This is a genomic window from Alteromonas sp. D210916BOD_24, from assembly GCF_047159385.1.
Classification (GTDB): Bacteria; Pseudomonadota; Gammaproteobacteria; order Enterobacterales; family Alteromonadaceae; genus Alteromonas.
The window spans coordinates 4,059,105-4,083,884 of sequence record NZ_AP038333.1 but is presented as its reverse complement, the minus strand read 5'-3'; the positions used below and the strand labels follow the sequence as shown (position 1 = coordinate 4,083,884).

The following is a 24,780-nucleotide window of genomic DNA, read 5'->3' as shown; positions in this document are numbered from 1 at the left end:
TGATGAGTAAATCTATGAGGATACTTTCACCGCTAAAGTCAGTTGATCGGGATTGGAAATACTTTTTGCTCGTTGTATGTGTTTTACTAACCAGCGTAGTAGTTTTGGAATATATTAAAAGCCGCCAATCACTTACTGCAATATTGACCGCACCCACAGTCACCGAGATACACTCCCCAAAAGACGCCATTATTGCAAACATTGATGCAACCAGTGGTTATCGTGTAGATGAAAGCGATGTATTGATGACAATAGCACTTACTCCATTACCAAAAGAATACACTTTGCGCGCACCTATCTCAGGTATCTTCACACTACAAAAAGCAGTGGGAGAAAAAGTAAAAAAAGGCGAAGTTGTTGGTTATGTCATGCCCAATATTGATTCTAACCAACTATATTTCAAAATACTCAATGGAGATGTAAACCAGCTATCAATTGGTGACAAACTTGAGATAGTTAGTGAAGAAAAAGTCTACCCTGGTAAGTTAGCCATTATTATCGGCGATACAAAAAAGGCCCCACATCTCAAACTACTTGTACTTACGACAGCATCACTATCACTGAGCAACTACGCTGCGGAAAAAAAATACGAAATAAGAAAAATAAAATAAATCAACAACATAAAGCATTTACCCCTCTAGAACCTGACCCTTCCTGTCAGATCTACCAGTTATGTCATTCGAGTATTTCCGAATAATAGCAACTGTTCCTGCAAACAAGCAGAGCAGAAAATTGCTAATGACCAAGGAGATATTCAATGAAAAATTTGCCTTCGCTCAAACAAGCCGTCTCACTTTACGGTGCACATTGTCAGGCTGATACCACATTAAGCATTCCAATTGGTGTCTTTATTGGTCTTGGCCTAATCATCAGATGAATTTTTATCACCGAGCTAAATGCCATTCCATAGCGGAATTAGATGCAAGCAGTATTGTTAAACAACTAATTAAATTAACTTTTTTCGCATTACTGCTTTTGGCGACTGGCTTTTTGAAAAAGAAAATGTGAATACATTTTTTGAGGCAACGACGTTTAAAGAAACATTATTTTCATTTGAGATGACGTGGTTTCACTCACTTAATTTTTATGGGTAGCAATCGATGAAATGCTAATCATTAATGAAGAATGCATAAACAACTATTGGTAAGGATTAACTATGGAAGACTTCCCGACTCTCGGTCAGCCAGTATCACTATACGGCTCTCATGCAGAACACGACACTGCAGTAGTAATAGTGGCGATTCCGATCGGCATTGTAATAGGCATATATCTTCAATAAAAATTTTTTAACTCTCTAATTATAAGGAGAAATACATGAAAGCTATTCCAACACTAAACCAATCAGTATCGGTATATGGCTCTCAAGCAGAGCATGAAACTATGGTAGCCATTCCACTCGGTATCGCAATTGGCGTTGCGGTAGGTATTTACCTTCGTTAATGCCTATTTTTTAACATTAAACAAAAAAGGAGAAACACATGAAAACTATCCCAACACTAAACCAACCAGTATCGGTATATGGATCACAAGCGGAACATGAAACGGCCGTCGCCATTACTGTGGGTATCGCCATTGGTATCGCAGTAGGTATATACCTTCGTTAATCACAAATTTTAACCATCTATAAATAAGGAAAAATACATGAAAACTATTCCAGCACTAAATCAACCAGTATCGGTATATGGCTCTCAAGCAGAACATGAAACGGCGGTTGCCATTACTGTGGGTATCGCCATTGGTATCGCTGTAGGTATATACCTTCGTTAATCACAATTTTTAACCATCAATAAATAAGGAAAAATATATGAAAACTATTCCAGCACTAAATCAACCAGTATCTGTTTTTGGTTCACAAGTTGAAAACGAGACAGCTGTAGCGATAGGGGTAGGTATTGCAATTGGTATTGCGATTGGTATCTACTTGAAATAATCATTAAATAAACCTCGTAACATAGTCTGGTACGCTGAAGTATCGAGAATTGCACCAACTCTTGGGGGCCATCCCAGGAAAGCAGTAGATTGGTATAAATCTGGATATTTCAGCGCTTTCTTTACTTGCTTGTTGGCAATTACTTAAGTAATTATGCCAAACAACCTCTATTTATATACTGTTAGATATGACAGTTACATAAATTAGCCATGTCCTCATAATGAATTTACCCATTAGGTCAGTTTATATATTACGAGGATATAAAATGAGCACCGAGAAAACCGTAAATGACATTAGTGAATTACAATTAGGTACCCATCAAACATACAAACAACATCCCATTTTAAATCGGTTGATGGCCAAACTTGAAAATATAGAAAACTTTTCATTCTTTGACTTTTCAACTGACTTCGAATCCCTTGTATCTTCTGACTTTTTCGACTTTGTTATTGCCAAAGAAATCGATGCTTTTAAACAAGAAGAATATTATCAACTCCCTCTTTATCACGGGAATGATAGAGTAAAAGGGTGGTCTATCTTAAATACCCCTTATTTCAGGTTGACTACATTTTCATTTAACAAAATTGGCGTATCTCTACACCGTGAAAATAAGTCAAAAGACCAGTTTTCATTAAAAATAAACCCGCAAGATGCCCTACTTTACTTTGCTAAAGCTGAGGGAACTATTCTTGATATTTACGAAATTACTACTGAATTAGATTTACAAAGTGCTAGTCCATGTATTGCACTTAAATCGTCATTAACCCTTCGTGACGGCGATGTAGTGAAATTAAAAGCTGGTATGCATGCAATACATTTTCGTGAAGTGAACGAAGACATGATTTATCACGAAGTGTCTGGGCTTGATAGTCAAGTAAAAGTAATCGGTGAATACAATCTTTCCTCGCTCAAGCTAGTCGGTGTAAGTGCGGCCAATTTAGCCTCGTCTCGCGCGGAAATGTTTGCAGAAATGGTTGCAAATCTCAATCACAAAGCCTCAATCCCTGTCTTGGAAAAACTCGGCGCTCATACCGACCATTTTGTTCGTTGGAGCGCAGCTATGAACCTATATGCATTAGATCAAGACGCTGGGATCCACTTAATTCAAAAGCTTACACAAGATCCACACCCAGATGTAAAAGCAACGGCACAACGCTGCTGTGAAATGTTTGCTGAACAACACTAATAAGGACTACGGACATGGCTATCGAATTAAAACCGCAAAATACCAATGTTATTACGCTAGAAGAATTCATTGAATACGCTGAAGAGCATGTGGATATGCGCAATGAGCAATCATTGCAAGACGCAGCACCAATGATGAAAGCATTAGGCAATAATCGAGATTTCCTTGCTGATAAAATCAACGAGGAATTAGTTAAACTCGCAAATTTTCAAGAAGACAATCATTACGGTGCGCAAGTATTAATGCTGGGGCGCACAAACAAGTTCTTCATGCGCGCGTGTTTTTGGCCCAGCGCACAAGACAAATCTTATAAAGAAAGTGGTCCAGAGTCGTTCTTTTATTACCTTCCTCATGATCACAACTTCAACTTTTTGTCGGTAGGTTATTACGGGCCAGGCTACAAGAGCGAATATTACGAGTACGATCACGACAAAGTCATTGGAATGCCAGGCGAAAAAGTGGATCTGAAATACATCAGAACCTCGCAGCTAGAACAGGGCAAAGTCATGCTGTATCGCGGCAAGAAAGACATCCATTATCAAATTCCACCTGAATCATTCTCAATTAGTATCAATTTAATGGAAGATAGCTTGGATCTTCCTCGTATCAACCAATACCGTTTCGATCTTGAAAATAGGTGTATCCACAGCCTGATCAATAGAAATAGTGGTCCTGTATTGGCAGATATCGCTGCAAAGGTGGGCAACGAAAATACCCGTCAGCTACTAACCGATCTGGGAGTGCGTACCACTTGTCCACGCACCAAATCAGCAATTGTAAAGTCGTTGGCAACGCGCTTACCTTCAAGAAACCAAATCGATTTTATTGAAAGTCATCTGACTGGGAAAAATGACTATTTCAACGCCCAGCTCCTCCACCAAATTAATGAGCTTCAAGTTCGGGAGACATCACTATGTTAGTCGCCAAACAATTAGGTAAAAGCTTCAAAGTTAATCGTAAAAATGAACAGTGGGGCGTAAAAAATCTTAATCTGGTTGCAAAACCAGGAGATGTTATCGCTCTTTTAGGTAGAAATGGCGCAGGTAAATCAACCCTGATGCGGCTACTGGCGGGCATTTATCAACCATCGGAAGGGAGTGTTAATCTTACAGGACCCGCAAATGGTCAGGTACAACTACTTACCCCTGCGGACAACCTTTACCAAAAGCTTACAGTGTTAGAAACATTGCACTATTTCTGTGACCTATACGAAATACAGAAAAATAATATCGAGCCTACCATTAACGATGTTACTCAGCGGTTCAACCTCACATCATTTTTAAATAAAAAAGTTGGAGAGCTCTCAACAGGCATGAAACAGCGGGTCAGTTTGGCCAAAGCATTCCTCGTCGATCCTCAAGTCATTATGTTAGATGAACCCACTGCGGGTTTAGACATTGAGTCGAGCTATAAGCTTATCGAAATCATCCAAAACCTGAGTGGCCTTGGCAAAATCATTATTGTATCTACGCATAACATGTCGGAAGTAAAGCAAATTGCCAACCGCGTTTTAATGTTAGAGCAAGGGCAGCTTATTTACGATAAACCGCTATTTGATTTCGAGGCTAACGGTGACAGCCTTGAAGCGTCCTACATGAAAACACTGGAGGCAGCATAATGTTTAACTCCGCCATTGTACGTTCAGTTTACGCGAAAGAGTTTCGTGAATTTTTGCAAGATACCCGCACGTTGATAATTGTGTTTCTGATTCCACTTTTATTCGTACCTGCAGTGACGCTTATTACCTATAGCACCAGTATGGGCGTTGAAAACAAGGCTAGCGCCATCGCCGTGCTACACGATGATTGTAGCCAATTGCCAGAAGATATTACTGCTCAGGTGCAATGCTTCGGTTCTGAAGCTAGAGCAACAATTCAAGACAACCTCCGCGATGGTCATTTAGATGCCATGCTGGATCTGAATTCTGGCACTTTACTGTTGGCCAATGCTGCACTTATGGCTGAACCATTACAACAAAAAATGGAACAGTTCTACTTGCGAAGTACCTATGCACCAACGCCTCCACTAAAAGTTGAAGATCTACAAAGTGACACCAGTGTCGTCAATATTATTGGCACCAGCCTAGCTAACATAATAGTAATGCTAATTATTGTATTCAGTTTCGTTGGTGCCCTTAATTTTGGAATGGACATTACTGTAGGTGAAAAAGAGCGTGGTTCATTTCGACTATACAGTGAATTCAAAGACAAAATTCATTCCATATTTGCCGGTAAGCTAGTATTCACTTCCTTTTGTGCTGCATTAACAGCAGTGCTCGGCATAGCAGGAATTATACTTTCAAGTGTGGTTGTCGACGCCATTTATGGCGGTGGAACGGGCTCAAGTGCCAGTGACATTGACAAGATGTCAGCGTTTTTCCAGTACTTGGAAATGCTGAGCACTGCCGATGTTCTAGTAGCAGTCTGCTATCTCATTCCCAGCATATTTTTAATTTCAGCATTAACAAATTTATTGGGATGTATCGCCAAAAACATGAAAGAAGCCAAACTGCTGGGTGTGATCCTTATGATGTTGCTAATGGCCTTATCCAAAATCAACCTTGGCGACGACATGTTCTTTTTTACGGCATTTATTCCCGTGCTTAACGTGTTTAGCGGAGTCAACATGGCCCTGGCATTAGAAGTCGACTACGCACACCTGTTTGTTGCGACTATCGTCAATCTCGCCATATGCATGAACACCCTGTTTGATATCAAAAAACTCATTCTCAAAGAAATTGTTTAATAAGGAGGCGGTCATGAACTTTTCTATTGCTAATTACACGAACAAGACATCGCTACAATGGGTACCGCTCATTTTAGCTGCAACTATCATCTACGGTTTTTGGAGTTGGTATTTTACTGCAGTCGACGGAAGTTGGTTATCACAAACCATGTTCAACGCAAAAACCGCAGTGACCGACATAACGCCAGAAGAACGTAGCATGTTAAAAGCAATGCTAACACCTAGCTTCCTGAAAGCATCGACATTATTTGGCGCTTTAGGAGGACTTGTGCTCACTGCAATATTGATGTCGACCTACGTCACTCTATTCAGTCGATTTGCAATGCCCACCGACAAGGAAGTGTCGTTTACTCAATCGTTCAATATTACTTCACTTGCTTCACTTGGTGCAGCCCTTTTACACGGTATGTACGCCTTGTATGTATTACTAAGCCCAGAGCACAAAGTGAGTCTTTATCAAGTTGATTTCCTTACCCTTAACAATTTGTTCTTCAACTTATCCCCAACGCACAGTTTGTTCGGGCTTGCTAACGGTATTTCACTAAGCTCGTTACTGTTTGTTGGGCTATGTGGCTACTTGTTGCACAAGCGCACTGGCTATCAGGTTAGTAAAGCGATAGCTGTTTATGGCGTACCCTACATTATTCTCGGCAGTGTAGCGTTGTTGATGGCGGTGGTGTAACGATGAAGAATTCAAAACTTATTTGGGGACTAATGCTACTTGGCATTAGCTCTCCTTTTATAAAACTCGCAGCCGAGTCCGACAAGCAAAAATACGTAGAAGTTGTTCAAGTCACTAAGGGCGATTTAGAAGAACATTTAGTCGCCACGGGTAAGGTGTCTTATGACAAAGAACTCAACTTAGACTCTAAAGTTGTCTCAACGGTTACACAGGTATTTGTTGAAGTGGGTGAACGCGTACAAAAAGGAGACACTTTGCTTGAACTAGATAGTTTTACCTTAGATAGTCAAGAAGCATTGCTTCACAAGCAGTATGACAGTTTAAACATTGAACTTTCCATTGCTAAAGGCAAAGCACAAGATGCAGATAGACAACATGGCATCAATCAAACCCTGATGAAAAAAGGGCTTATTGGCAAAGAGAAAGTGGCTCAGAGTCAACAGGCTCTGACCAATGCAAATTTGCAGGTTAAGCATATCTCCTCGTTGCTAGCTGCCAAGCAAGTTGAGCTAGATGAAGTAAAAGGATCCAGACGCTATCTCTCAATTAAGGCGCCTATGGATGGCCTCATAATCGATCTCAACGCTGTGGAAGGCGAGAACGTTTATCCCAATCAAATGAATGTGGATTTTAACTTCCTGGTATCCATGGCTGACAATTCGTCTGTGTTTGCCGATGTTCAAATAGATGAGCGCTCGCTTGCCAATGTCCATATCGGACAGCCTGCTAGTGTATTTCTAGCTTCTTACCCTGATACCCCAATTGAAGGACAAATAAGTTTTATATATCCCACTGTAGACAAGAGTTCCCAAGGCATCCGCAATAAAGTGCGCGTTGAGTTGAATCAGGATGATTTGACCGGTCTTAACTTTCGCCAAAACATGAGTTGCTTGGTCAAAATAAAGCTCTCAACAAGCGAGGAAGGGACACTTATTCCCATGAAAGCAGTGATTGAGCAAAACGATACCAAATTTGTGTATGTGCTCAAGGGTAACGAAGTACGCCGACAATCAATCCAAGCAGGTGAGTCTGACTTCCAGCTTCAGCATATCTTGTCTGGCCTCAATATAAGTGACCGAGTAGTTGTAGGTCCTATGGATGTTTTGCTCAATCTCACTGACGGCGAGTCAGTAAGGATCTTGTGATGATTACTCTGCACGCTATTGGGAAGTCGTTCGACGGTGAAAGTGGCAAGATCGATGTGCTAAACAACTTGTCACTGCGAGTAGAAAAATCGGAATTTGTCAGCTTACTTGGTCGCTCTGGTGAAGGGAAATCTACTCTTCTCAATATTCTTGGCGGTTTCGATCAGTTCGACTCAGGCTCGTACCAGTTCGATGAGATGGAAATCAGCGAACTCAATAGCAGTCAACTTACTGATTTTCGTATGTGTAACATCGGTTTTGTTTTTCAAAGTTTTCATCTCATCAAGCACCTTACGATAAGAAAGAACGTTGAGCTGCCTCTGTTGCTTAGAAAAGTTAGCGAAAGCGAGCGGAAACAACGAGCACTTGCCATGCTAGAGCGTTTAAATATTGCAGACAAAGCTGATTGCTACCCGCGTCAGCTATCTGGTGGTCAGTGCCAACGCGTTGCTATTGCCAGAGCATTAGTTGGAAAGCCCGGCTTAATTCTCGCCGATGAGCCAACCGGTGCACTAGATAGAGAAACAGCTGACAGCATTCTCGACTTGTTCAAACAACTCAATAGCGAAGGCCATACCATCATTATGGTGACGCATGACCCAGCTGTTGCACAAAAAGCTCACAAGGCATTTGAATTAACACAAGGGAAGTTAGTAAGGAAAGTTTATGAAAAACATTAATTTTTCTATTGATGTAATGACCCATGTATTTGAAAGCTTACGTGTAAACGCACTCAAGAGTAGCTTAATTATTGTAAGTGTAGCCATTGGTGTGATGGCTCTTATCTTGGGCCTTACCTTCTCATCTACACTTTCTAAGTCGTTAGTATGGCAGTTTGAAAACTTGGGGTCGAACACGCTTACCGTATCGTCGTATCTGCCGCTAACCGAGCAACTCAAAGGAAAGAAAGCCCACATTAGTCACGCAGAATATGAGTACATCAAGCGCAATGTAGCCGCCGACACTCAAAACATCACTCCTATCATTCAAATTCCAGGGGCCCGAGTGCAATACGCAGGTAGAACACTACAACCCAGCGCTTTGGGGACAACCTATAGCTATATGCAAATGCGCAGTCGTTATGTGGAAACAGGTAGGTTTATCAACGATGCCGATAACAAATTACGACGTCGTTCTGTGGTAGTAGGGCAAACCGTAGTAGACGATTTATCGCTCAACGACCCTATCGGTGAATATTTAAAGGTGAACGATGAATGGTTCGTCATTGTTGGTGTGATGCAAGAAAAGGGCAGCCTATTCGGTATGGATTTGGATGAAATCATTATTATGCCCTATCAAACCAGTCAGGCTTTTGTACCCTCTGATGATCACCAAGATGTGCTTATTCAAATGAATGCAAAAGATGTGTCTCAAATCAACAACCTCAAGAGACGACTGGTTGATACACTGAGAGAACTACACCACATAGATACACATGATAGAGACGACTTTAAAGTAGAAACCACTGACGAGTTACTCAGTACATTTAACAGTGTCATTAAAATAGTCTCAATCACCCTAATCGCGGTAGTAGCGCTTTCACTAGTCGTCGCATCGGTGGGAATGACCAATATTTTCCTACTCAGTATTACGCAAAGAACCAATGAAATCGGTTTACTTATGGCGCTAGGTGCCGGCCGTAAGTTTATCTCTTCACTTTTTATACTTGAATCAAGTGTGTTAACTACCGCAGGCGGTGTTATCGGCATGCTATGTGGTTACATCCTAGCTTTGCTATTAAGCATGTTTTTACCTGATAAATATGCGGTTGACTTTCCTATAGCAACAGGTTGCTTTGTCGTTCTTTTTTGTTTCTTACTCGGTGTATTAGTCAGCCTAATACCCGCGTCAAAAGCATGTACCCTTTCGCCTTCAAGGGCATTAACTCAATAATGGTTATAACGGAGTATAGCGTCATGAAAAAAACAATTTTAATTACCGGTGCAACAAGTGGAATTGGGCAGCAATTTGCTTTGGAAATGGCTGAACTTGGTCATGATTTGATTTTACTTTATCGAGATAAAAACAAGCTGGAAACAACTTTATCTCTACTAGATACCGTGGCACCACTTGCTAATCTACATGCTTACTCAGTCGATCTAGCAGATATCGAGTCGGTAAAAAGTGTTGCTCTAGCTATAAGTCAAAATCATGAGCAGATAGATGTACTGGTAAACAATGCAGGTGCATTTCAGATGACCAAAGAAATGACACCAAGTGGCCATGAAAAAACCATGATGGTTAATTACTTCAGTCATTTTGTACTTACCATGATGTTACTGGACAACTTGCGCGCGGCCGAGCAAGGCCGGATCATCAATGTTTCATCAGAGTGCTACAAACTGCGTGCCTATAGTATGGATGACAGCGAGATGATGCCAAAATATCACTGGGGTTTAGCATACAACCGCTCTAAACTTGCTCAAATTCAGCTTACCAAAATGCTTAAAGATAAGTTTAAGGATGACAACATTACGGTAACCAGTGTCAACCCTGGTGCAATTGACACGAACATTTATAAACCCATCTCAGGTTTTATGCGTTTTTTATTGAAATTCTCGTTGAAACCCGTACAAAACGGCGTTATCGACATAAGGGACATTGCACTTCGTGCTGACAGCTCTGACGTAAACGGTGAGTTTATTAGCAAAAGTAAGAAGGTGACTGTCGACAAACGCTTTTTAAATACACAGCAAATGCAGAGCTTATGGCAACAATCAGAAGCACTACTGCAAGTGTGTTGATATATTACTCATACAAACAAGAAACGGTATATTGCCGTTTCTTTGTCTCTAAACCTTTTCATCTCACCACGCTATGATAGAGTGGCGCAAAAGCAAATATAATTACCCCTATTTAGTCTATGAGTATAGCAGTACCGTTAGTCACTTCAGTTGAAGTGCGCTTTTGCGAAACCGACGCTCTACAACACGTGAGTAACACAGCTCTAGTTACCTGGTTTGAAGCCGCTCGTGAACCTATTTTTCGCATGTTTACTCCAGAGCTTGATTTGCAAAACTGGCCTCTCATCTTAGCCAGCTACAAAGTGGACTTTCTCGCCCAGATTTTCTACGGTAAACCCGTTACCGTTAAAACGTATATCAGTCGCCTTGGTAACAGCGCATTTGATGTATTTCAAGAGCTTTGGCAGGATGAAAAGCTATGTTCAACTGGGGTAACCACTATGGTGCATTTTGACTACAAAACACAACATTCGGCACCTATCCCTGACGACGTTAAGGCTTTGTTGCAGCCTCATTTTAAAGATATAACCTAATCATCCCACGCTTTTACTAACCAGAGTCATGTTATGAGCGATTTCATTGAAGTAATAGACAATGCCCTACCACTCGAGATTTGCTCACAGCTCATCACTCGAATTGATGAGAGCCCGAATCTGTCGCAGGGTCGTACAGGTGGTGGTGTCGATTTAGATAAAAAGCGCAGTATGGATGTATCCATCAGCCGCGCCCCAGAATTCAAAGCCTTATTTCAACAGGTAATGCAATATACCGGGCCACAATTGGTCGCCTATATCGAAAAGTATTTCTTCGCCCTAGTGGGTCCTATTGGGTTAACCGTTCGCCACCCTAAAACCGGAGAGCCGGTCAAAGTCACCGGCGAAAACTTCGAGGAAGTCGGTAAACCCAACCTGGCTAATTTAGTCAACTATCTCTTTCGTGTGGGTGACATAAACGCACAGCGTTATGCGGCCGGTACCGGCGGTTATCCTTACTGGCATTCAGAGGTATACCCACAGTTACAGCACAACGATGCGCTACATCGAACCTTGTTATTCATGTACTATCTAAATGATGTAGAAGAAGGCGGTGAAACCGAGTTTTATTACCAAAATCGCGCGATAGAACCCAAGGCGGGCAGAATGGTGATTGCACCGGCTTACTTTACGCATACTCATCGAGGTCAAATACCCAAAAGCAACGACAAGTACATTATCACGTCGTGGCTTTTGTTTAACCCCGCAGAGCGTATATACACTCCCAGCTAAACAGGCTGATAAAAACAATTAGCTGCGCTTTGTAACCCTGCTTTGAGCAGGAAAGCGCGGTAATGCGAAGCACAACAGTAGTGACATCAATAAAACACAACATGATGTGAATAGCGGTAATTTAATGGCGACATCGACCAGTAGGCCTGCGCCAAAAGCCCCAAGAGATGCAAAGCTAATTTTTGCGGCGGCTACCCACATATAAATTTGCGCCGCTCCTTGCGGTGGCGAATAATCGCTTCGCGCAGCCAAGGTCACTGCAAAAAAGACGGCATTGACTACACCGCACAACCAATATGCAAAAAGCCCAGCGGTATATGATGGACTGACTATTACCAAGGATAATACGACAATCAGTAGCGCACCGACATTGCGCAATAGCACTAACGCATCTTGACGCATAGGTCGCATCATTAAAAAAACGCTACCACATAAGCACCCCACTCCGTATAAGGTAACAAGGTACGCACCGCTTTGTTGGCTGCGCATCCAACTTTCACTTAAGTAGACGGATAATACAGGTAAGGCAGCGATACTAAATGCTGCACTCGACGTCATCAAAAGTGTGCGCTTAAGTGCACCTGACCGCCTTAGAATATCGACAACCTGAGATAAGCTTGCTGGCTGCTGTGCATCGTCTGCCTTTTTATGCATTTTTAGCGGAATAAAAAATGTGAGCAGTCCAGCAACGACAGCACTGCTCATGAGGATCCGCACACTTACCGGTACAGAATAAACGTCCGTCAGTAACGCTGTCAGCATAGGGCCTAAAGTGAGACCAAGTCCGTAGGTAAACGTGTCCCAACTTTGTGCTTTGCGCTTCTCTGTCAATTCACTGCCAACTAACTTCACTACTTGGGTACTCAACCCGCCCATCATAAACGAACTGCACGTACCGCAAATAAGTAGTGCAAGCATGGTAGGCAAAAGCGTTTGCGCCTCAAACCCCACAATGGCAAGTTGAAAGCTAACAGCAAATAGAAAACACGCACCCGCAATAATAAAGCGCGGATCGGAAGTGTTATCCAGCCATCGCCCATACAAAGGCCCTAATACATGTGGCGCGGTTAGACACGCTGCCATCAAACCTGCCGTCGTGCCATCCATATTAGATGAGCGAGCCAATAAAATAGTGGCCACTGCTGCGCCTCCTGTAACGATACGCGCAGGAATGGCTGCCAATAAATAGTGTATAAGGCCAGTAGGAGCGTTTGAACCCACTTTTATCTCCCTGTTTTATTCGGTGTCACGCTAGAGCGAGGCGCGCAATAATGTCTTCAAGCTCGGCAAAGTCAGCATCACTTATCGGCAAAAATGGTGCGGGTAAATTACTTCTCTCGCCATACCCTAAAACTGCCGCGGCCGCTGCTACAACTCTCAGTCCCCCGCCATTGCGCGCAAACAACTCCCACATATCATTTAATGATTCTGACAATGCATTGGCCGCGTCTGTATTGTCTGACTGCGCCAACGCAATAATACGTTGTACTGTTTTGGGAAATACGCCTCCTAATACCGATAACCACAGATCACAGCCTTGCGCCATTCCTGCGCCGCCAAAGCTGTCGCCACTTACGCCGATGGCCACATGCGCAGGGACAATAGCCCGCAATGTAGCCAAGCGCGTCGCCCCTTCATCACTGCCAAACGGCTTACCGGGTATTTTGATCGCACCAATGTTCGGGAGTTGACCAACCTTCTCATACAATGCATCACTAAAGGTAAATTGAGTAACACGAGGGTTTTCGTATACACACATGGGTACTGACAGTTCGCGACTGACTGCCTCGTATAGCCCATACACTTCCTCTTCATTTAAAGGTTGATATGACACAGGCGCCAACAGCACAGCACTCGCGCCGGCCTTTTGCACTGCTTCTGCATTTTTCAGCACATCGTAGGTCCGCAATGCACCAATCCCCACCATAATAGGTATCCCCTCAGCCCGAGAGACAGCAGCGTCTGTGACACTAACTAATTGGTCTCTCGACAAATAGGGGTAGAGGCCTGTTGAGCCCATTGCACAGATGGAATTTACCTGAGCGCGAACAAGATTCTCCATCAGGCTGTCAAAAGCCATATAGTCAATGTGTTCATTTTTAAAAGGTGTAATAGGAAAAGCAGATAAACCGGTAAACATTTAGACCCCGCTTTGTTTAAAATATGGAAAAATGCTCGCTAAAATGGGATAAACAACACATTAAACCCATGACAAAGACAATATTGGCATAGGACAAAAATGAAAGTCAAGATTTCAGGTGATTCCGCACAGACGATTTTTGAGTCAGTGCGCCAATTAACCAAAAAGGGCAGTCTCAGTCCGGGTGACACGCTTCCGCCCGTACGAGAGCTTGCGCAGCAGCTTGGTGTGAATCGAAATACGGTGTCATCAGCCTATCAACGGTTGTCACAAGCTGGTATTGCGATCACGCAAGGTCGATTGGGAACCCGTATCTGTGAAGATATCAGCGCGGGAGAACAAGAGGGTACTACTCATACCTCGCTATTTGATTTAGCTGACGGCAGTCCACATAAAAGCTGGTTGCCCGACCTCAATAACGTTGCCGCGCTAACCAAGCTTGAGCAATATCTGTATGGCGAAGCCCCTATACTTCCCCGGGTACAGGCTTTCGGTGAAGCGTGGTTTCGCCCCACCTGCCGAGACAACTTTGCACTCACATTGTGTAATGGCGCTATTGATACCCTTGAACGCATGATAGCGGCGCACCTTGTGCCCGGCGATAAATTTGTAGTGGAAGACCCCTGTTATATCAGCTCAGCAAATGCCATCAGACTTGCGGGCTTACAGGTTATAGCAGCCGCTGTTGACAGTGAAGGTATGCGACCAGAAGCCCTTGAAGCAGCACTGAAAAAGGGCGCTAAGGGTGTACTTATTACTCCCCGCGCGCACAATCCCACTGGCGTTTCTGTCACAAAAGAACGTGCAGCACAACTCAAAGACATACTTTCCGGTTATCCAGATGTACTCGTGTTGGAAGATGACCATTTTTCATTGCTCGCCACCACGCCCCATTACAGTGTAATACCCAGTACGACCATTAACTGGGCTGTATTCCGTTCAGTCTCTAAAGGACTAGGCCCGGATTTGCGCATGGCTTTTGTCGCCGCTGACGTCGAAACGGTGAAACGAATTAATACACGTCTTGCCCCCGGTATGTCTTGGGTTAGCCGCGTTCTGCAGGCTCTTGTTTATACCTGCCTGACTACAGACACTTTCCAACAGCACCTCAATGATGCGAAAACCAAATGCAAAGCTCAGCGCGATCTGCTTATGAACGCATTAAACCAAGAGGACGTAGCCCTAACACCTGCCGTTGACGGCTTAAACGTATGGATACCTGTTAAAAAAGACAGCCAGGCAGCAGCATTTGCGCTATCTCAAAAGGGCTGGCTTGTGAGGCCCGGAAGCTCATTTGACGTAGAGGCGAAGTCAGAGGCGATCAGAGTCAGTATTCAAAAAATGGAGCCGGCTACGGCGTCGAAATTCGCCAAGGATGTTGCAGCAGTTATCAAAAAAGCAAATTGATGGCAGGATAGTTCATTGAAGGGTTCATTAAGAACCCTTCTTATTTAAACCCTTGTAACTTAAAAACCTTCTACGGCTTCACCTTTCAATCTATAGCCAACTGAGGCGATATCCCCCTTCCAGCCCTCTGTTGATAATTCTCCCGTTACCCAAATTGCGTCGTAGATATTGTCAATGCGTACGCCTTTTTCGAATTTTACATACACAATTTGATTGGAAGGTGGCGGGGGTACATGAATACACGCGCCGAAGTAAGGCACGAGCAAAAATTCAGTGATAGATTCAGCACTGCCTTCCAGCGGCACCACAAACCCAGGGATTTTCACGCGCTTGCCGTCGAACGTGTTGACGACGGGAGCATCAGGTTGCATTTGACTCATTTCACCATTGTGTTGCACGGCAGGTGGAGCCAGTTCGTTAAAGCCTTCGGGCACCAAATCTTCCCAATAGACTTCAACAGGCGCGTCCGCTGCCTCGACATTAAACGTGAGCACCATCAAAAATACGGTGAACCATGAAGATATAGATAACATACGGTAGTACATAGAAGTCTCGATACTCTGCTATTGGCAAATTGCGCTACATATAAAAAGGGCTGGTATCGCACCAGCCCTTTTTAACATCAATTTAAAGCAGCGTGAATTATTCTGCTTCGAAACGCGCGATGCTTGCGGTGATTTCTTCTTTCGCAGCAGCTGAGTCAGCCCAACCGTCAACTTTTACCCACTTGCCAGGCTCAAGATCTTTGTAGTGCTCAAAGAAGTGCTCAATCTGTTTAAGAAGTAATGGTGGCACGTCATCGATTTCTTTAACGTCGCGGTAAATAGCCGATAGCTTATCTACAGGTACGGCAAGCACTTTTGCGTCTTTGCCTGACTCATCCGTCATGTTAAGCACGCCAACAGGACGGCACTTAATCACAGAACCCGCAAGTAGTGGGAAAGGCGTCATTACCAATACATCAACCGGGTCACCGTCTTCAGATAACGTGTTGTTAACGTAACCATAGTTAGTTGGATAGTGCATGCACGTTGCCATAAAACGGTCAACAAACAATGCGCCTGTGTCTTTATCTACTTCGTATTTCACCGGGTCAGCGTGGGCTGGAATTTCGATGATTACGTTGACTTCATCTGGCACGTTCTTACCAGCAGAAATAGCACTTAAGCTCATTCTTCGATCCTTTCAATCATATCTAAAAAAATTTGGGGGTAAGTATACGGCGACCGCGGCAAAATAAAAACGGTTTACGACCCATGTCGTACTAATCTCTTTATATTTAGTGAAATTTTGCCGCAATCTATTGCTAATCCACCTAAGTCCGATAACTCAGGCACATATCGACTTCCTCTCTCGACCCAATTATACACGGCACGCGTTGGTGTATTTCTTCAGGCATCACTTCCAATATACGACCTTCGCCAGTTTCCGCTTTACCACCTGCCTGTTCCATCAGAAACGCCATAGGATTGGCTTCATATAACAAGCGCAGTTTGCCAGGTTTTGATGGCTCGCGATTGTCATAGGGATACATAAAGATGCCACCTCGGCACAGTAAACGATGAATATCACCCACCATCGCCGCCACCCAGCGCATATTGAAATTCTTTTCTCTTGGCCCTTCTTTACCCGCCAGAAGATCGGCTATATAGGCCTGCATTGAAGGCTCCCAATGTCGCTGATTAGAGGCATTGATAGAAAACTCAGAAGTCTGTTCAGGTACTTGAATATTCGGGTGAGTTAATAGGAACCCCCCATGGGTTTTATCTAGGGTATAGATGTGTGTACCGCGACCTGTGGTGAGTGCCAACATGGTAGAAGGCCCATAGAGCACATAACCCGCAGCAACCATCTGTGTGCCGGGCTGCAAAAAAGCAGAAGGATCGTTTGGCTCCATCCACTGAGGCGCATGAGCGATAGAAAAGATGGTACCAATTAAGCTGTTAATCTCAGTATTAGAAGAGCCGTCAAGGGGGTCAAAACTGACCAAATACTTGCCTTCAGGGTTGCACGGGACTACGTCATCTTCTTCTTCAGAAGAAATCGCCTTTACATATCCAGATTCCCTAAGTGTATCTTTTAAAATGTGATTAGAAATAACGTCGAGTTTTTTCTGAGTTTCGCCTTGGACATTTTCAGAAAGCGTAGAACCGAGTACGCCTGCAAGCGCCCCCTGACTTACGCGGAAAGAAATTTCTTTACAGCCTGCTAATAGCGTTCGAATGAGTAAAATTAGCTCTAGCGGTGCACCGTCTTGCTGCAGTTGAGAGTTTAAACGTTTCATTAAATGTAAGCCTTTTTTTGGTGTGTAGGGTGTTGTGCTATGAACGGCTTAGTTTTCCTTACCAGCTTATTGTTCACACCACTTACAGGTAGAGCTTTGAAATTATTACTATGCGTACCATAGTGAAATGGCAATGCGCACCTTATGCCCACCTGTGGTTAGATTGTAACCGCGATCTTATGTTAAGTGAAACCCGCGATCAGTCAATCAACCCAGTACACTTAGCGATGATATAGAAGGTTATGCATGCGAACACTAAGTAACCAGTAGCCTGAGTACGTTCCATGCTTTAATAAAATTGCATTATCAATCCACTTTGAGGTTCTGATACAGTACACCCACTAGATGATATTTCACTGAGAATGCGCCATGCATGTACATATTTTAGGCATTTGTGGAAGTTTTATGGGTGGCATTGCGGCGATAGCAAAAGCACTCGGCCACAAAGTCACAGGATCAGATAAGAACGTATACCCGCCCATGAGCACACAGTTGGAAGCACTGGGAATTACGCTGACGCAAGGATACGATGAAAGCCAGTTTGACCCAGCACCCGATATGGTGATCATTGGTAATGCGATGTCGCGGGGTAACCCTGCCGTGGAATACGTCCTCAATCGCAACTTACCTTATACCAGTGGCCCTCAATGGCTACTCGATAACTTGCTTAAAGACCGTTGGGTTATAGGTATTTCAGGCACCCATGGCAAAACGACTACCAGCAGTATGGTAGCGTGGATTTTAGAATTCGCAGGCCTTAAACCAGGTTACTTAATTGGTGGCGTACCAGAGAATTTTGGCGTATCGGCTCGCGTGGGTGAAAGTCCCTTTTTTGTCATAGAGGCCGATGAATACGACAGTGCCTTTTTCGACAAGCGCTCTAAATTCGTTCATTACCGCCCAAAAACTTTGGTTATCAATAATTTAGAATTTGATCATGCCGATATCTTTGCCGATCTCGGGGCTATCCAAACCCAATTTCATCATTTAATTAGAATGGTACCGGAAAATGGGCTTATTCTTACGCCTAATCAAACACCGTCTATTGAAGACACACTTAAGCGTGGTTGCTGGTCGTCTCGCCAATCATTAGGTAAAGAATGGACTTCGCAAACGATTAACCCTGATGGCAGCGAATTTAATGTACTGCATGAGGGCAAAGTAGTGGGTAAGGTCGAGTGGTCGTTGTTGGGTCAGCACAATGTTGATAACGCTCTAATGGCAATTGCAGCCGCCCATCACGCTGGCGTGACGCTTTCAGATGCAATTAGTGCATTGGGTTCTTTTAAAAATGTAAAGCGCCGCATGGAGCTCAAAGGCAAAGTTAACGACATAACGGTTTACGATGACTTTGCCCATCACCCTACCGCTATTGCCACCACCTTAGAAGGACTGCGCAAAAAAGTAGGCCAAGCGCGTATTATCGCCGTGTTAGAGCCCCGCTCCAATACGATGAAAATGGGAGTGCATAAGGATACCCTGGCGAAATCTTGGCAACTGGCTGATGAAATTTTTCTGTATGAACCCGAAGGAATGAATTGGTCACTGAAAGCGTCTGCACAGCATAGCCCAAAACCTGCTTACTGTTTGAACCACGTCGAGCAGATTGTGGAGCACGTGGCCAATATTGCCAGACCCGGTGATCACATCCTCATCATGAGTAATGGTGGATTTGAGAATATTCATTCGCGCCTGTTAGCGCAGTTAGCGGTACATGCCGAATAAGGATGCGTCTGCTCTGTCAGCAAAGTACACTGACAGAGCAATACCGAATAGGTGAACTATGAAACACAGTAAACAAGTAACTCTTGCCATTACCGGCGCCTCAGGCGCACCGTATGCATTGACACTACTTAAATCGTTGGTCAATGCCGATTACCAGGTATATGTGCTGATTTCTTCTGCCGCTAAGGTAGTCTTTGCCACTGAGGAAAATATTAAAATCCCCTCTCACCCACAAGATGCAGCCGCCTTTTTAAGCCAACATTGTGGTGCCAAGGATGAACAGATAAAAGTATTTGGCAAAGAAGAATGGTTCTCTCCCGTCGCATCCGGTTCAGCCGCACCAGATAAAATGGTGATTTGTCCCTGTTCGACTGGTACTTTGTCATCAATTAGTGTGGGGGCGAGTGACAATCTGATAGAACGCGCTGCCGACGTGGTGCTAAAAGAGCGCGGCCAACTTATCTTGGTTCCCCGTGAAATGCCCCTTTCGTCTATCCATTTAGAAAACATGTTAAAGCTTTCCAAAATGGGCGCGACCATTATGCCAGCGGCCCCTGGGTTTTATCACAACCCCAAGACCATTGACGATTTGGTAGACTTTGTGGTTGCGCGTATACTCGACCACTTGGGTATTGATCAATCGCTGGTAGCCCGGTGGGGTTACCAAACGGCTAAACACACAGAGGAATAACAATGTTAGCGTTTGCAAATCGGTTTTGCGCAGTTGCGCTTAGCACGCTTATCTCATTTAGCATCACGGCGCCTGCTTTTGGGTGGGGACAAACGGGTCACCGCATAACCGGAACAATAGCCCAACAATACTTGAGTCCCTTATCTCAAGCCGCACTGATGGAACTGCTTCCACACGGCTCATTGGCAGAGGCATCTACACATGCAGATGAGATGCGCTCAAATCCCAGTGAATTCTGGCAAAAAACAGCCAACCCCTGGCATTATGTTACTGTTCCCGAAGGGAAAGTGTACAGTGAAGTCGGTGCTCCAGAAGAGGGCGACGCTATCACTGCACTTACACATTTTACTCATATCCTCCAAAGTGATGCCGCGACTCTTGATGAAAAGCGTTTAGCCCTTCAATTTGTGGTGCATATTATTGGCGATTTACATCAACCTCTTCACGCCGGAAATGGAACCGATCGCGGTGGGAATGACGTAAAAGTGCGCTTCTTTTGGCAAGACTCTAACCTTCACCGTGTGTGGGATTCGCAAATGCTTGAGCAGCGTGATTTGTCATACACCGAATGGAGTAAATGGCTTACTCAGTCTATTACGCCTTCCAATATCCGCGAATGGGCGACAACGGATGCCATGGTGTGGATTGAAGAAAGCACCACACTTCGCGACGCTCTCTACCCTGACAATGCCAATAACATGAATTACGATTACCTGTATCAGCATTTGCCTACAGCCAAGCAACGTCTTCAGATGGCGGGAATTCGTATTGCGCTTTACCTCAATCAGGTATTTGAGCAAGCTAACTAATACTGGTTAGAATTTGTATAGCACTTATTGCTTGCTACGTACTTCAGGCAATGAAAGTACATAAAAAACGGAGGCCGAGGCCTCCGTTTTTCTGTTCTAAGTATTAATCGAGATCTAAAGGCTCGGGAGACAGAATAACGCCTGTACTATCGGCATACAGATGATCTTCCGGCAAGAAGGTAACTCCACCAAAATTGACTGGCACATCCACTTCCCCAATACTTTCACTCTCTGCATTAACTGGGATGGCTGCAACCGCTAAAACGCCTATATCCATTTCTGCTAAGCTATCGACTTCGCGAACACTGCCGTAACACACTACACCTTCCCAATCATTATCAATGGCAATTTGAGCTGAAGAAGCATCGAATAGGGCTCGACGTGAAGAGCCACCACCATCAATTAACAGTACTTTTCCTGCACCGGGCTGAGCCAGCACACGGTCAATCAACCCTCTGTCTTCAAAACATTTAATGGTCGTGATTTCACCACCAAAGGAATAACGCCCACCAAAGCTCGCGAAAATTGGGTCGACCACGTCTACGCTGTCAGCAAATAAATCGCATAATTCAGATGTGTTGTATTCCATTATTCTGCCTTACTTAATTGAGAAGGATTTAAAACCTTATTGCCTGAATTCTAGCATAGCATTAATTGGGGTAATGCAAACGCCTGATTTCACTCTGTTCGTCGAATTTTTTTGTATTGTACCTACTATCATTCTTCCCTACATGCGCACACTTCTTGCTGTAATTTAGGCATTGGGCACAAATTGCTGCGTTAAGATCTTAATCGGCCACATAACTGGCTCTGTAAATTCGACCTAATGCATCACCGGCACAGACGCTATTGTCAAAAAAGCTTCTTATTTCCGTCACCCACTGTTCATAGAGCATCGTTAGCCTGTGCAGTAATTAATCGATTGAGGACAAGGCGATGTTGATGAAATCCTTGACCAAGTACGATACTGATTTATTTTATCGCCTGTACAAACTGACGCAAAAGAGAGACTGCCGCAGTATCATTTGGCTGTCTAAAACCGGTGATGGTTATTTGTATTTCGTTATCGGTATGCTGCTTTGGGCTTTTGAGCCCGAGCACGGTGAACTATTTCTTTATACTGCATTAATGGCTTATGCACTGGAGCTTCCTATCTATGTGCTGCTAAAAAAAATGTTCAAGCGGCCGCGTCCCTGTGACTTTCTTCTAAATTTAACTGCTCATGTCACGCCTTCAGATAAGTTTTCATTACCGTCAGGGCACACTGCAGCAGCGTGGCTAATGGCGAGTATCATTGCCCACTACTATCCTCCGTTTGCATTATTCGCATATGGCTGGGCAGGTCTTATTGGCTTGTCTAGAGTGTTACTAGGGGTGCATTATCCTTCGGATGTTGTTGCAGGTACCCTGTTAGGTATCACTATTGCGTCGTTGAGTATTTCTATTCTGGGGTAGCATGAAATTATTGTATGGGGTGCAAGGCACCGGAAACGGGCATATTGCCCGTGCGCGTATTATGGCATCAGCGTTGGCAAAACGAGACGATATCGAAGTTGATTTTGTATTCACGGGAAGAGCACCTGATGACTATTTTGATATGGATGTATTTGGGCCGTACCGTACCTTCTCTGGCCTCAGTTTTATTACCAAAGGCGGCAAAGTCGACAAATGGGCAACGATACGCGCAGCAAAAGTCGGACAGTTTATAAACGATGTGAAAGCTTTTGATACCAGTAAATATGACCTGCTGGTCAACGATTTTGAACCAGTAACGGCCTGGGCAGCTAAACACCAGCAACTCCCCTCGATTGCGATTAGTCACCAAGCAGCCTTTGCCTACAATGTTCCTAAAAGCGGTCACAGCTTGTTAGATACCTTGTTGATGAAAACATTTGCGCCAACTCAACATCAGCTAGGGGTGCATTGGTATCACTTTAACCAACCCATCATTCCCCCTTTTGTGGCGGAGCAACCAGTAACAAACCCTCAACGAGGACACGTACTGGTATACCTTCCGTTCGAGGAAATACCCGATATACAGCAAATGCTAGAACCATTAAGCGACCAGAAATTCCACTGTTTCCATCCCAATATTGGTCGAGTTCGTGAAGAAGGTCATATCCATTGGAGTCCAACTTCGAAAAAGCAATTTCAAAAAGCATTACAGCATTGCAGTGGTGTTATTGCCAATGGTGGCTTCGAGCTTTCCAGCGAAGCGCTTCAATTGGGAAAAAAACTATTAATCAAGCCACTGCATGGTCAATTCGAGCAACTTTCCAATGTACTAACGCTTAGTCAATTAGACTTATGCCAGACACTTTTTCAATTGGACACAGATATTGTTGAAGAGTGGTTAGAAGCACCTGATAACGAAGCCATCTCGTTTCCCGATAACTCCGACATACTCATCGATTGGCTGTTAAAGGGTAACTTTGACGATACCAAAAGTTTATGCGATTCCCTGTGGGAAAACGTGCATTTTGGCGATAGAACACAAGAACGATTATTGACGCTTGCAATTTAGCACCGCAATGCGATGATAGCCGCATTTGTCGTATTATTTGCGGGTGTCATTCGTGCTTCGAAAATCTGTTTTATTTGTCCTCACACTAGCTATGCTCGGTGGTTGTGGTTACAAAGGGGCGCTGTATATCCCTGAAGCGCCTAGTGCCAACACACCCGAGGGCTCCTCTTCAGCAGTTGAAACATCAACAACCTCTCCCAAGGACAATACGCTTCCCGCTACTACTTCTGGAGAACCAATCTAGTGGATTACTTCGCCTATAGTGAAGGGCTATTACATGCCGAAAACGTTGCTGTTTCCGATATTGCCGCGCAACATGGTACGCCATTGTACATTTATTCTCGCGCAACCCTCGAGCGCCACTGGCATGCGTTCAATGACGCGGTAGGCGAACATCCGCATTTGGTCTGTTATGCCGTTAAGGCGAACTCAAATTTAGGGGTACTTAGTGTATTAGCCAAACTGGGGTCGGGCTTTGATATCGTGTCGGCTGGCGAACTCGCTAGGGTAATAGAAGCCGGCGGTGATGCCAGTAAAGTGGTATTTTCTGGTGTGGGTAAGAAGCATGACGAGATCCGCTATGCCTTGAAACAAGGCATCATGTGCTTCAATGTCGAATCAGAACCCGAACTTCATCGCATTAACGAAGTGGCGGGTGAACTAGGCGTCAAAGCCCCTATTTCACTGCGAATCAATCCCGACGTAGATGCCAAAACCCATCCCTACATTTCAACGGGACTCAAGGCGAACAAATTTGGTATTGCCAGAGAAAGGGCGTTACCGACTTATGAACTAGCCGCCTCACTACCCCACTTAAATGTGGTAGGAATGGATTGCCATATAGGTTCACAATTAACCGAAATAGGCCCATTCGTCGATGCACTGGAGCGCCTATTAGTTCTCATTGATGAACTAGCGCAGCGCGGTATTATTATCGAGCATTTAGATGTGGGCGGCGGTCTTGGCGTGACCTATAACAATGAGCAGCCACCTCATCCTAAGGCCTATGCCCAAGCCATGGCTGAAAAAATGGTGGGGCGAGAAAACCTTAAATTAATCCTTGAACCTGGCCGGGCGATTGCTGCTAATGCAGGTATTCTCGTCACCGAAGTTGAGTTCATTAAAGAAGGTGAAGAAAAGAGTTTTGCTATTGTGGATGCGGCAATGAACGACCTTTTACGCCCAGCACTATATTCTGCGTGGCAAAAAATCATTCCGGTAAACACCCACAGCAACGCCCCTACCCGCACGTATGATGTAGTAGGGCCGGTATGTGAAACTGGCGATTTCATAGGAAAAGATCGCGAACTTGCCATAGCCCCTGGCGATTTACTTGCCGTTCGCAGTGCCGGTGCTTATGGGTTTGTAATGGCCTCTAACTACAACAGTCGCTGTCGCCCAGCCGAAATAATGGTAGATGGTGACGACACAATTGTGGTTAGGGAACGAGAAAATCAAAAAGATCTCTGGAAAGGTGAGTATAAACTTCCGTAAACTAGAGAC

General features: G+C 44.1%; 31 protein-coding genes. 25 read left to right on the top strand and 6 right to left on the bottom strand.

Annotation, left to right across the window (positions count from 1 at the left end; all coding sequences use genetic code 11):
• The first annotated feature begins 2 nt into the window (after positions 1-2).
• The 17 genes from ACMCM8_RS17745 to ACMCM8_RS17665 all read left to right on the top strand — a co-directional run bounded on the left by ACMCM8_RS17745 (position 3) and on the right by ACMCM8_RS17665 (position 11,697).
• Complete coding sequence (locus ACMCM8_RS17745; protein WP_412724074.1) at positions 3-611, top strand: hypothetical protein; 609 nt, start codon at positions 3-5, stop codon at positions 609-611.
• Positions 612-1,156: 545 nt separating this feature from the next.
• Positions 1,157-1,279, top strand: a complete 123-nt coding sequence (locus tag ACMCM8_RS17740) for a hypothetical protein (protein WP_412724072.1) — start codon at positions 1,157-1,159, stop codon at positions 1,277-1,279.
• A gap of 35 nt (positions 1,280-1,314) precedes the next feature.
• Positions 1,315-1,440 (top strand): hypothetical protein, encoded by a 126-nt coding sequence (locus ACMCM8_RS17735; protein ID WP_412724070.1) that lies wholly within the window; start codon positions 1,315-1,317, stop codon positions 1,438-1,440.
• A gap of 38 nt (positions 1,441-1,478) precedes the next feature.
• Positions 1,479-1,604: a hypothetical protein gene (locus ACMCM8_RS17730; protein WP_412724069.1), complete on the top strand. Its 126-nt coding sequence runs from the start codon at positions 1,479-1,481 to the stop codon at positions 1,602-1,604.
• 37 nt (positions 1,605-1,641) lie between these two features.
• On the top strand, positions 1,642-1,767 hold the full coding sequence (locus ACMCM8_RS17725; RefSeq protein ID WP_264180793.1) for a hypothetical protein: 126 nt from the start codon (positions 1,642-1,644) through the stop codon (positions 1,765-1,767).
• Between the two features lie 37 nt (positions 1,768-1,804).
• Complete coding sequence (locus ACMCM8_RS17720) at positions 1,805-1,930, top strand: hypothetical protein (RefSeq protein WP_412724067.1); 126 nt, start codon at positions 1,805-1,807, stop codon at positions 1,928-1,930.
• A 265-nt stretch (positions 1,931-2,195) separates the two neighbouring features.
• Positions 2,196-3,116 carry a HEAT repeat domain-containing protein gene (locus ACMCM8_RS17715; RefSeq protein ID WP_412724065.1) on the top strand — a complete coding sequence of 307 codons (921 nt, stop codon included), beginning with the start codon at positions 2,196-2,198 and terminating at the stop codon, positions 3,114-3,116.
• 14 nt (positions 3,117-3,130) lie between these two features.
• On the top strand, positions 3,131-4,036 hold the full coding sequence (locus ACMCM8_RS17710) for a hypothetical protein (RefSeq protein WP_412724063.1): 906 nt from the start codon (positions 3,131-3,133) through the stop codon (positions 4,034-4,036).
• Positions 4,030-4,734 (top strand): ABC transporter ATP-binding protein, encoded by a 705-nt coding sequence (locus ACMCM8_RS17705; protein WP_412724061.1) that lies wholly within the window; start codon positions 4,030-4,032, stop codon positions 4,732-4,734. Before ACMCM8_RS17710 ends, ACMCM8_RS17705 begins: the two co-directional genes overlap by 7 nt.
• Positions 4,734-5,861, top strand: a complete 1,128-nt coding sequence (locus ACMCM8_RS17700) for an ABC transporter permease (RefSeq protein ID WP_412724059.1) — start codon at positions 4,734-4,736, stop codon at positions 5,859-5,861. Before ACMCM8_RS17705 ends, ACMCM8_RS17700 begins: the two co-directional genes overlap by 1 nt.
• A 13-nt stretch (positions 5,862-5,874) precedes the next feature.
• The gene (locus ACMCM8_RS17695) at positions 5,875-6,543 is read left to right on the top strand and encodes a hypothetical protein (protein ID WP_412724057.1); all 669 of its coding nucleotides are present in this window, start codon (positions 5,875-5,877) and stop codon (positions 6,541-6,543) included.
• 2 nt (positions 6,544-6,545) lie between these two features.
• The gene (locus ACMCM8_RS17690) at positions 6,546-7,688 is read left to right on the top strand and encodes an efflux RND transporter periplasmic adaptor subunit (RefSeq protein ID WP_412724055.1); all 1,143 of its coding nucleotides are present in this window, start codon (positions 6,546-6,548) and stop codon (positions 7,686-7,688) included.
• Entirely contained in the window at positions 7,688-8,368 is a 681-nt protein-coding gene (locus tag ACMCM8_RS17685; RefSeq protein WP_412724053.1) for an ABC transporter ATP-binding protein, read from the top strand. Before ACMCM8_RS17690 ends, ACMCM8_RS17685 begins: the two co-directional genes overlap by 1 nt.
• Positions 8,355-9,581 carry an ABC transporter permease gene (locus ACMCM8_RS17680; protein WP_412724051.1) on the top strand — a complete coding sequence of 409 codons (1,227 nt, stop codon included), beginning with the start codon at positions 8,355-8,357 and terminating at the stop codon, positions 9,579-9,581. Before ACMCM8_RS17685 ends, ACMCM8_RS17680 begins: the two co-directional genes overlap by 14 nt.
• A gap of 23 nt (positions 9,582-9,604) precedes the next feature.
• On the top strand, positions 9,605-10,432 hold the full coding sequence (locus ACMCM8_RS17675) for an SDR family NAD(P)-dependent oxidoreductase (protein WP_412724049.1): 828 nt from the start codon (positions 9,605-9,607) through the stop codon (positions 10,430-10,432).
• 119 nt (positions 10,433-10,551) lie between these two features.
• Positions 10,552-10,965 (top strand): acyl-CoA thioesterase, encoded by a 414-nt coding sequence (locus ACMCM8_RS17670; protein WP_412724047.1) that lies wholly within the window; start codon positions 10,552-10,554, stop codon positions 10,963-10,965.
• Positions 10,966-10,998: 33 nt separating this feature from the next.
• Entirely contained in the window at positions 10,999-11,697 is a 699-nt protein-coding gene (locus ACMCM8_RS17665; protein ID WP_412724045.1) for a 2OG-Fe(II) oxygenase, read from the top strand.
• An 18-nt stretch (positions 11,698-11,715) separates the two neighbouring features.
• Here ACMCM8_RS17665 and ACMCM8_RS17660 read toward each other — a convergent pair whose 3' ends face one another.
• Positions 11,716-12,918 carry an MFS transporter gene (locus tag ACMCM8_RS17660; protein ID WP_412724043.1) on the bottom strand — a complete coding sequence of 401 codons (1,203 nt, stop codon included), beginning with the start codon at positions 12,916-12,918 and terminating at the stop codon, positions 11,716-11,718.
• Between the two features lie 25 nt (positions 12,919-12,943).
• Complete coding sequence (locus ACMCM8_RS17655; RefSeq protein WP_412724041.1) at positions 12,944-13,837, bottom strand: dihydrodipicolinate synthase family protein; 894 nt, start codon at positions 13,835-13,837, stop codon at positions 12,944-12,946.
• Between the two features lie 99 nt (positions 13,838-13,936).
• Here ACMCM8_RS17655 and ACMCM8_RS17650 point away from each other — a divergent pair, with 99 nt between their 5' ends.
• Complete coding sequence (locus ACMCM8_RS17650) at positions 13,937-15,244, top strand: aminotransferase class I/II-fold pyridoxal phosphate-dependent enzyme (RefSeq protein WP_412724039.1); 1,308 nt, start codon at positions 13,937-13,939, stop codon at positions 15,242-15,244.
• Positions 15,245-15,303: 59 nt separating this feature from the next.
• On the opposite strand, the gene ACMCM8_RS17645 is transcribed toward ACMCM8_RS17650, so the two are convergent.
• The 3 genes from ACMCM8_RS17645 to ACMCM8_RS17635 form a co-directional block, all read right to left on the bottom strand.
• Positions 15,304-15,777, bottom strand: a complete 474-nt coding sequence (locus ACMCM8_RS17645; protein ID WP_412724037.1) for a DUF3299 domain-containing protein — start codon at positions 15,775-15,777, stop codon at positions 15,304-15,306.
• A gap of 109 nt (positions 15,778-15,886) precedes the next feature.
• Positions 15,887-16,417 carry an inorganic diphosphatase gene (gene ppa, locus ACMCM8_RS17640; RefSeq protein WP_412724035.1) on the bottom strand — a complete coding sequence of 177 codons (531 nt, stop codon included), beginning with the start codon at positions 16,415-16,417 and terminating at the stop codon, positions 15,887-15,889.
• Positions 16,418-16,559: 142 nt separating this feature from the next.
• Complete coding sequence (locus ACMCM8_RS17635) at positions 16,560-17,528, bottom strand: class 1 fructose-bisphosphatase (RefSeq protein ID WP_412724033.1); 969 nt, start codon at positions 17,526-17,528, stop codon at positions 16,560-16,562.
• 369 nt (positions 17,529-17,897) lie between these two features.
• Here ACMCM8_RS17635 and mpl point away from each other — a divergent pair, with 369 nt between their 5' ends.
• The 3 genes from mpl to ACMCM8_RS17620 are packed head-to-tail and all read left to right on the top strand — an operon-like array spanning position 17,898 to position 20,753.
• Positions 17,898-19,253, top strand: coding sequence for a UDP-N-acetylmuramate:L-alanyl-gamma-D-glutamyl-meso-diaminopimelate ligase (mpl, locus tag ACMCM8_RS17630; protein WP_412724031.1), 1,356 nt, complete (start codon positions 17,898-17,900; stop codon positions 19,251-19,253).
• Positions 19,254-19,311: 58 nt separating this feature from the next.
• Positions 19,312-19,944: a flavin prenyltransferase UbiX gene (locus ACMCM8_RS17625; RefSeq protein WP_412724029.1), complete on the top strand. Its 633-nt coding sequence runs from the start codon at positions 19,312-19,314 to the stop codon at positions 19,942-19,944.
• Between the two features lie 2 nt (positions 19,945-19,946).
• Entirely contained in the window at positions 19,947-20,753 is an 807-nt protein-coding gene (locus ACMCM8_RS17620; RefSeq protein ID WP_412724027.1) for a S1/P1 nuclease, read from the top strand.
• Positions 20,754-20,856: 103 nt separating this feature from the next.
• Here the strand turns inward: ACMCM8_RS17620 and rraA are convergent, their stop codons facing one another.
• Positions 20,857-21,342 (bottom strand): ribonuclease E activity regulator RraA, encoded by a 486-nt coding sequence (rraA, locus tag ACMCM8_RS17615; protein ID WP_412724025.1) that lies wholly within the window; start codon positions 21,340-21,342, stop codon positions 20,857-20,859.
• 353 nt (positions 21,343-21,695) lie between these two features.
• On the opposite strand from rraA, the gene ACMCM8_RS17610 reads away from it, so the two are divergent.
• From ACMCM8_RS17610 to lysA, 4 genes are read left to right on the top strand one after another with little or no spacing between them, the layout of a single operon-like run.
• Complete coding sequence (locus tag ACMCM8_RS17610; RefSeq protein ID WP_412724023.1) at positions 21,696-22,208, top strand: phosphatase PAP2 family protein; 513 nt, start codon at positions 21,696-21,698, stop codon at positions 22,206-22,208.
• A gap of 1 nt (position 22,209) precedes the next feature.
• The gene (locus ACMCM8_RS17605) at positions 22,210-23,277 is read left to right on the top strand and encodes an MJ1255/VC2487 family glycosyltransferase (RefSeq protein ID WP_412724021.1); all 1,068 of its coding nucleotides are present in this window, start codon (positions 22,210-22,212) and stop codon (positions 23,275-23,277) included.
• Between the two features lie 52 nt (positions 23,278-23,329).
• A complete protein-coding gene (gene lptM / locus ACMCM8_RS17600) occupies positions 23,330-23,521 on the top strand; it encodes an LPS translocon maturation chaperone LptM (protein WP_412724019.1) in 192 nt (63 codons plus the stop codon).
• Positions 23,521-24,771 carry a diaminopimelate decarboxylase gene (lysA, locus tag ACMCM8_RS17595; protein ID WP_412724017.1) on the top strand — a complete coding sequence of 417 codons (1,251 nt, stop codon included), beginning with the start codon at positions 23,521-23,523 and terminating at the stop codon, positions 24,769-24,771. The genes lptM and lysA overlap by 1 nt, the downstream gene beginning before the upstream one ends.
• Positions 24,772-24,780 lie beyond the last annotated feature (9 nt).

Coding starts and splice junctions, on each gene's coding strand:
- ACMCM8_RS17745 (WP_412724074.1), top strand. CDS start 3: ATGAGTAAATCTATGAGGATACTTTCACCGCTAAAGTCAGTTGATCGG.
- ACMCM8_RS17740 (WP_412724072.1), top strand. CDS start 1,157: ATGGAAGACTTCCCGACTCTCGGTCAGCCAGTATCACTATACGGCTCT.
- ACMCM8_RS17735 (WP_412724070.1), top strand. CDS start 1,315: ATGAAAGCTATTCCAACACTAAACCAATCAGTATCGGTATATGGCTCT.
- ACMCM8_RS17730 (WP_412724069.1), top strand. CDS start 1,479: ATGAAAACTATCCCAACACTAAACCAACCAGTATCGGTATATGGATCA.
- ACMCM8_RS17725 (WP_264180793.1), top strand. CDS start 1,642: ATGAAAACTATTCCAGCACTAAATCAACCAGTATCGGTATATGGCTCT.
- ACMCM8_RS17720 (WP_412724067.1), top strand. CDS start 1,805: ATGAAAACTATTCCAGCACTAAATCAACCAGTATCTGTTTTTGGTTCA.
- ACMCM8_RS17715 (WP_412724065.1), top strand. CDS start 2,196: ATGAGCACCGAGAAAACCGTAAATGACATTAGTGAATTACAATTAGGT.
- ACMCM8_RS17710 (WP_412724063.1), top strand. CDS start 3,131: ATGGCTATCGAATTAAAACCGCAAAATACCAATGTTATTACGCTAGAA.
- ACMCM8_RS17705 (WP_412724061.1), top strand. CDS start 4,030: ATGTTAGTCGCCAAACAATTAGGTAAAAGCTTCAAAGTTAATCGTAAA.
- ACMCM8_RS17700 (WP_412724059.1), top strand. CDS start 4,734: ATGTTTAACTCCGCCATTGTACGTTCAGTTTACGCGAAAGAGTTTCGT.
- ACMCM8_RS17695 (WP_412724057.1), top strand. CDS start 5,875: ATGAACTTTTCTATTGCTAATTACACGAACAAGACATCGCTACAATGG.
- ACMCM8_RS17690 (WP_412724055.1), top strand. CDS start 6,546: ATGAAGAATTCAAAACTTATTTGGGGACTAATGCTACTTGGCATTAGC.
- ACMCM8_RS17685 (WP_412724053.1), top strand. CDS start 7,688: ATGATTACTCTGCACGCTATTGGGAAGTCGTTCGACGGTGAAAGTGGC.
- ACMCM8_RS17680 (WP_412724051.1), top strand. CDS start 8,355: ATGAAAAACATTAATTTTTCTATTGATGTAATGACCCATGTATTTGAA.
- ACMCM8_RS17675 (WP_412724049.1), top strand. CDS start 9,605: ATGAAAAAAACAATTTTAATTACCGGTGCAACAAGTGGAATTGGGCAG.
- ACMCM8_RS17670 (WP_412724047.1), top strand. CDS start 10,552: ATGAGTATAGCAGTACCGTTAGTCACTTCAGTTGAAGTGCGCTTTTGC.
- ACMCM8_RS17665 (WP_412724045.1), top strand. CDS start 10,999: ATGAGCGATTTCATTGAAGTAATAGACAATGCCCTACCACTCGAGATT.
- ACMCM8_RS17655 (WP_412724041.1), bottom strand. CDS start 13,837: ATGTTTACCGGTTTATCTGCTTTTCCTATTACACCTTTTAAAAATGAA.
- ACMCM8_RS17650 (WP_412724039.1), top strand. CDS start 13,937: ATGAAAGTCAAGATTTCAGGTGATTCCGCACAGACGATTTTTGAGTCA.
- ACMCM8_RS17645 (WP_412724037.1), bottom strand. CDS start 15,777: ATGTTATCTATATCTTCATGGTTCACCGTATTTTTGATGGTGCTCACG.
- ppa (WP_412724035.1), bottom strand. CDS start 16,417: ATGAGCTTAAGTGCTATTTCTGCTGGTAAGAACGTGCCAGATGAAGTC.
- ACMCM8_RS17635 (WP_412724033.1), bottom strand. CDS start 17,528: ATGAAACGTTTAAACTCTCAACTGCAGCAAGACGGTGCACCGCTAGAG.
- mpl (WP_412724031.1), top strand. CDS start 17,898: ATGCATGTACATATTTTAGGCATTTGTGGAAGTTTTATGGGTGGCATT.
- ACMCM8_RS17625 (WP_412724029.1), top strand. CDS start 19,312: ATGAAACACAGTAAACAAGTAACTCTTGCCATTACCGGCGCCTCAGGC.
- ACMCM8_RS17620 (WP_412724027.1), top strand. CDS start 19,947: ATGTTAGCGTTTGCAAATCGGTTTTGCGCAGTTGCGCTTAGCACGCTT.
- rraA (WP_412724025.1), bottom strand. CDS start 21,342: ATGGAATACAACACATCTGAATTATGCGATTTATTTGCTGACAGCGTA.
- ACMCM8_RS17610 (WP_412724023.1), top strand. CDS start 21,696: ATGAAATCCTTGACCAAGTACGATACTGATTTATTTTATCGCCTGTAC.
- ACMCM8_RS17605 (WP_412724021.1), top strand. CDS start 22,210: ATGAAATTATTGTATGGGGTGCAAGGCACCGGAAACGGGCATATTGCC.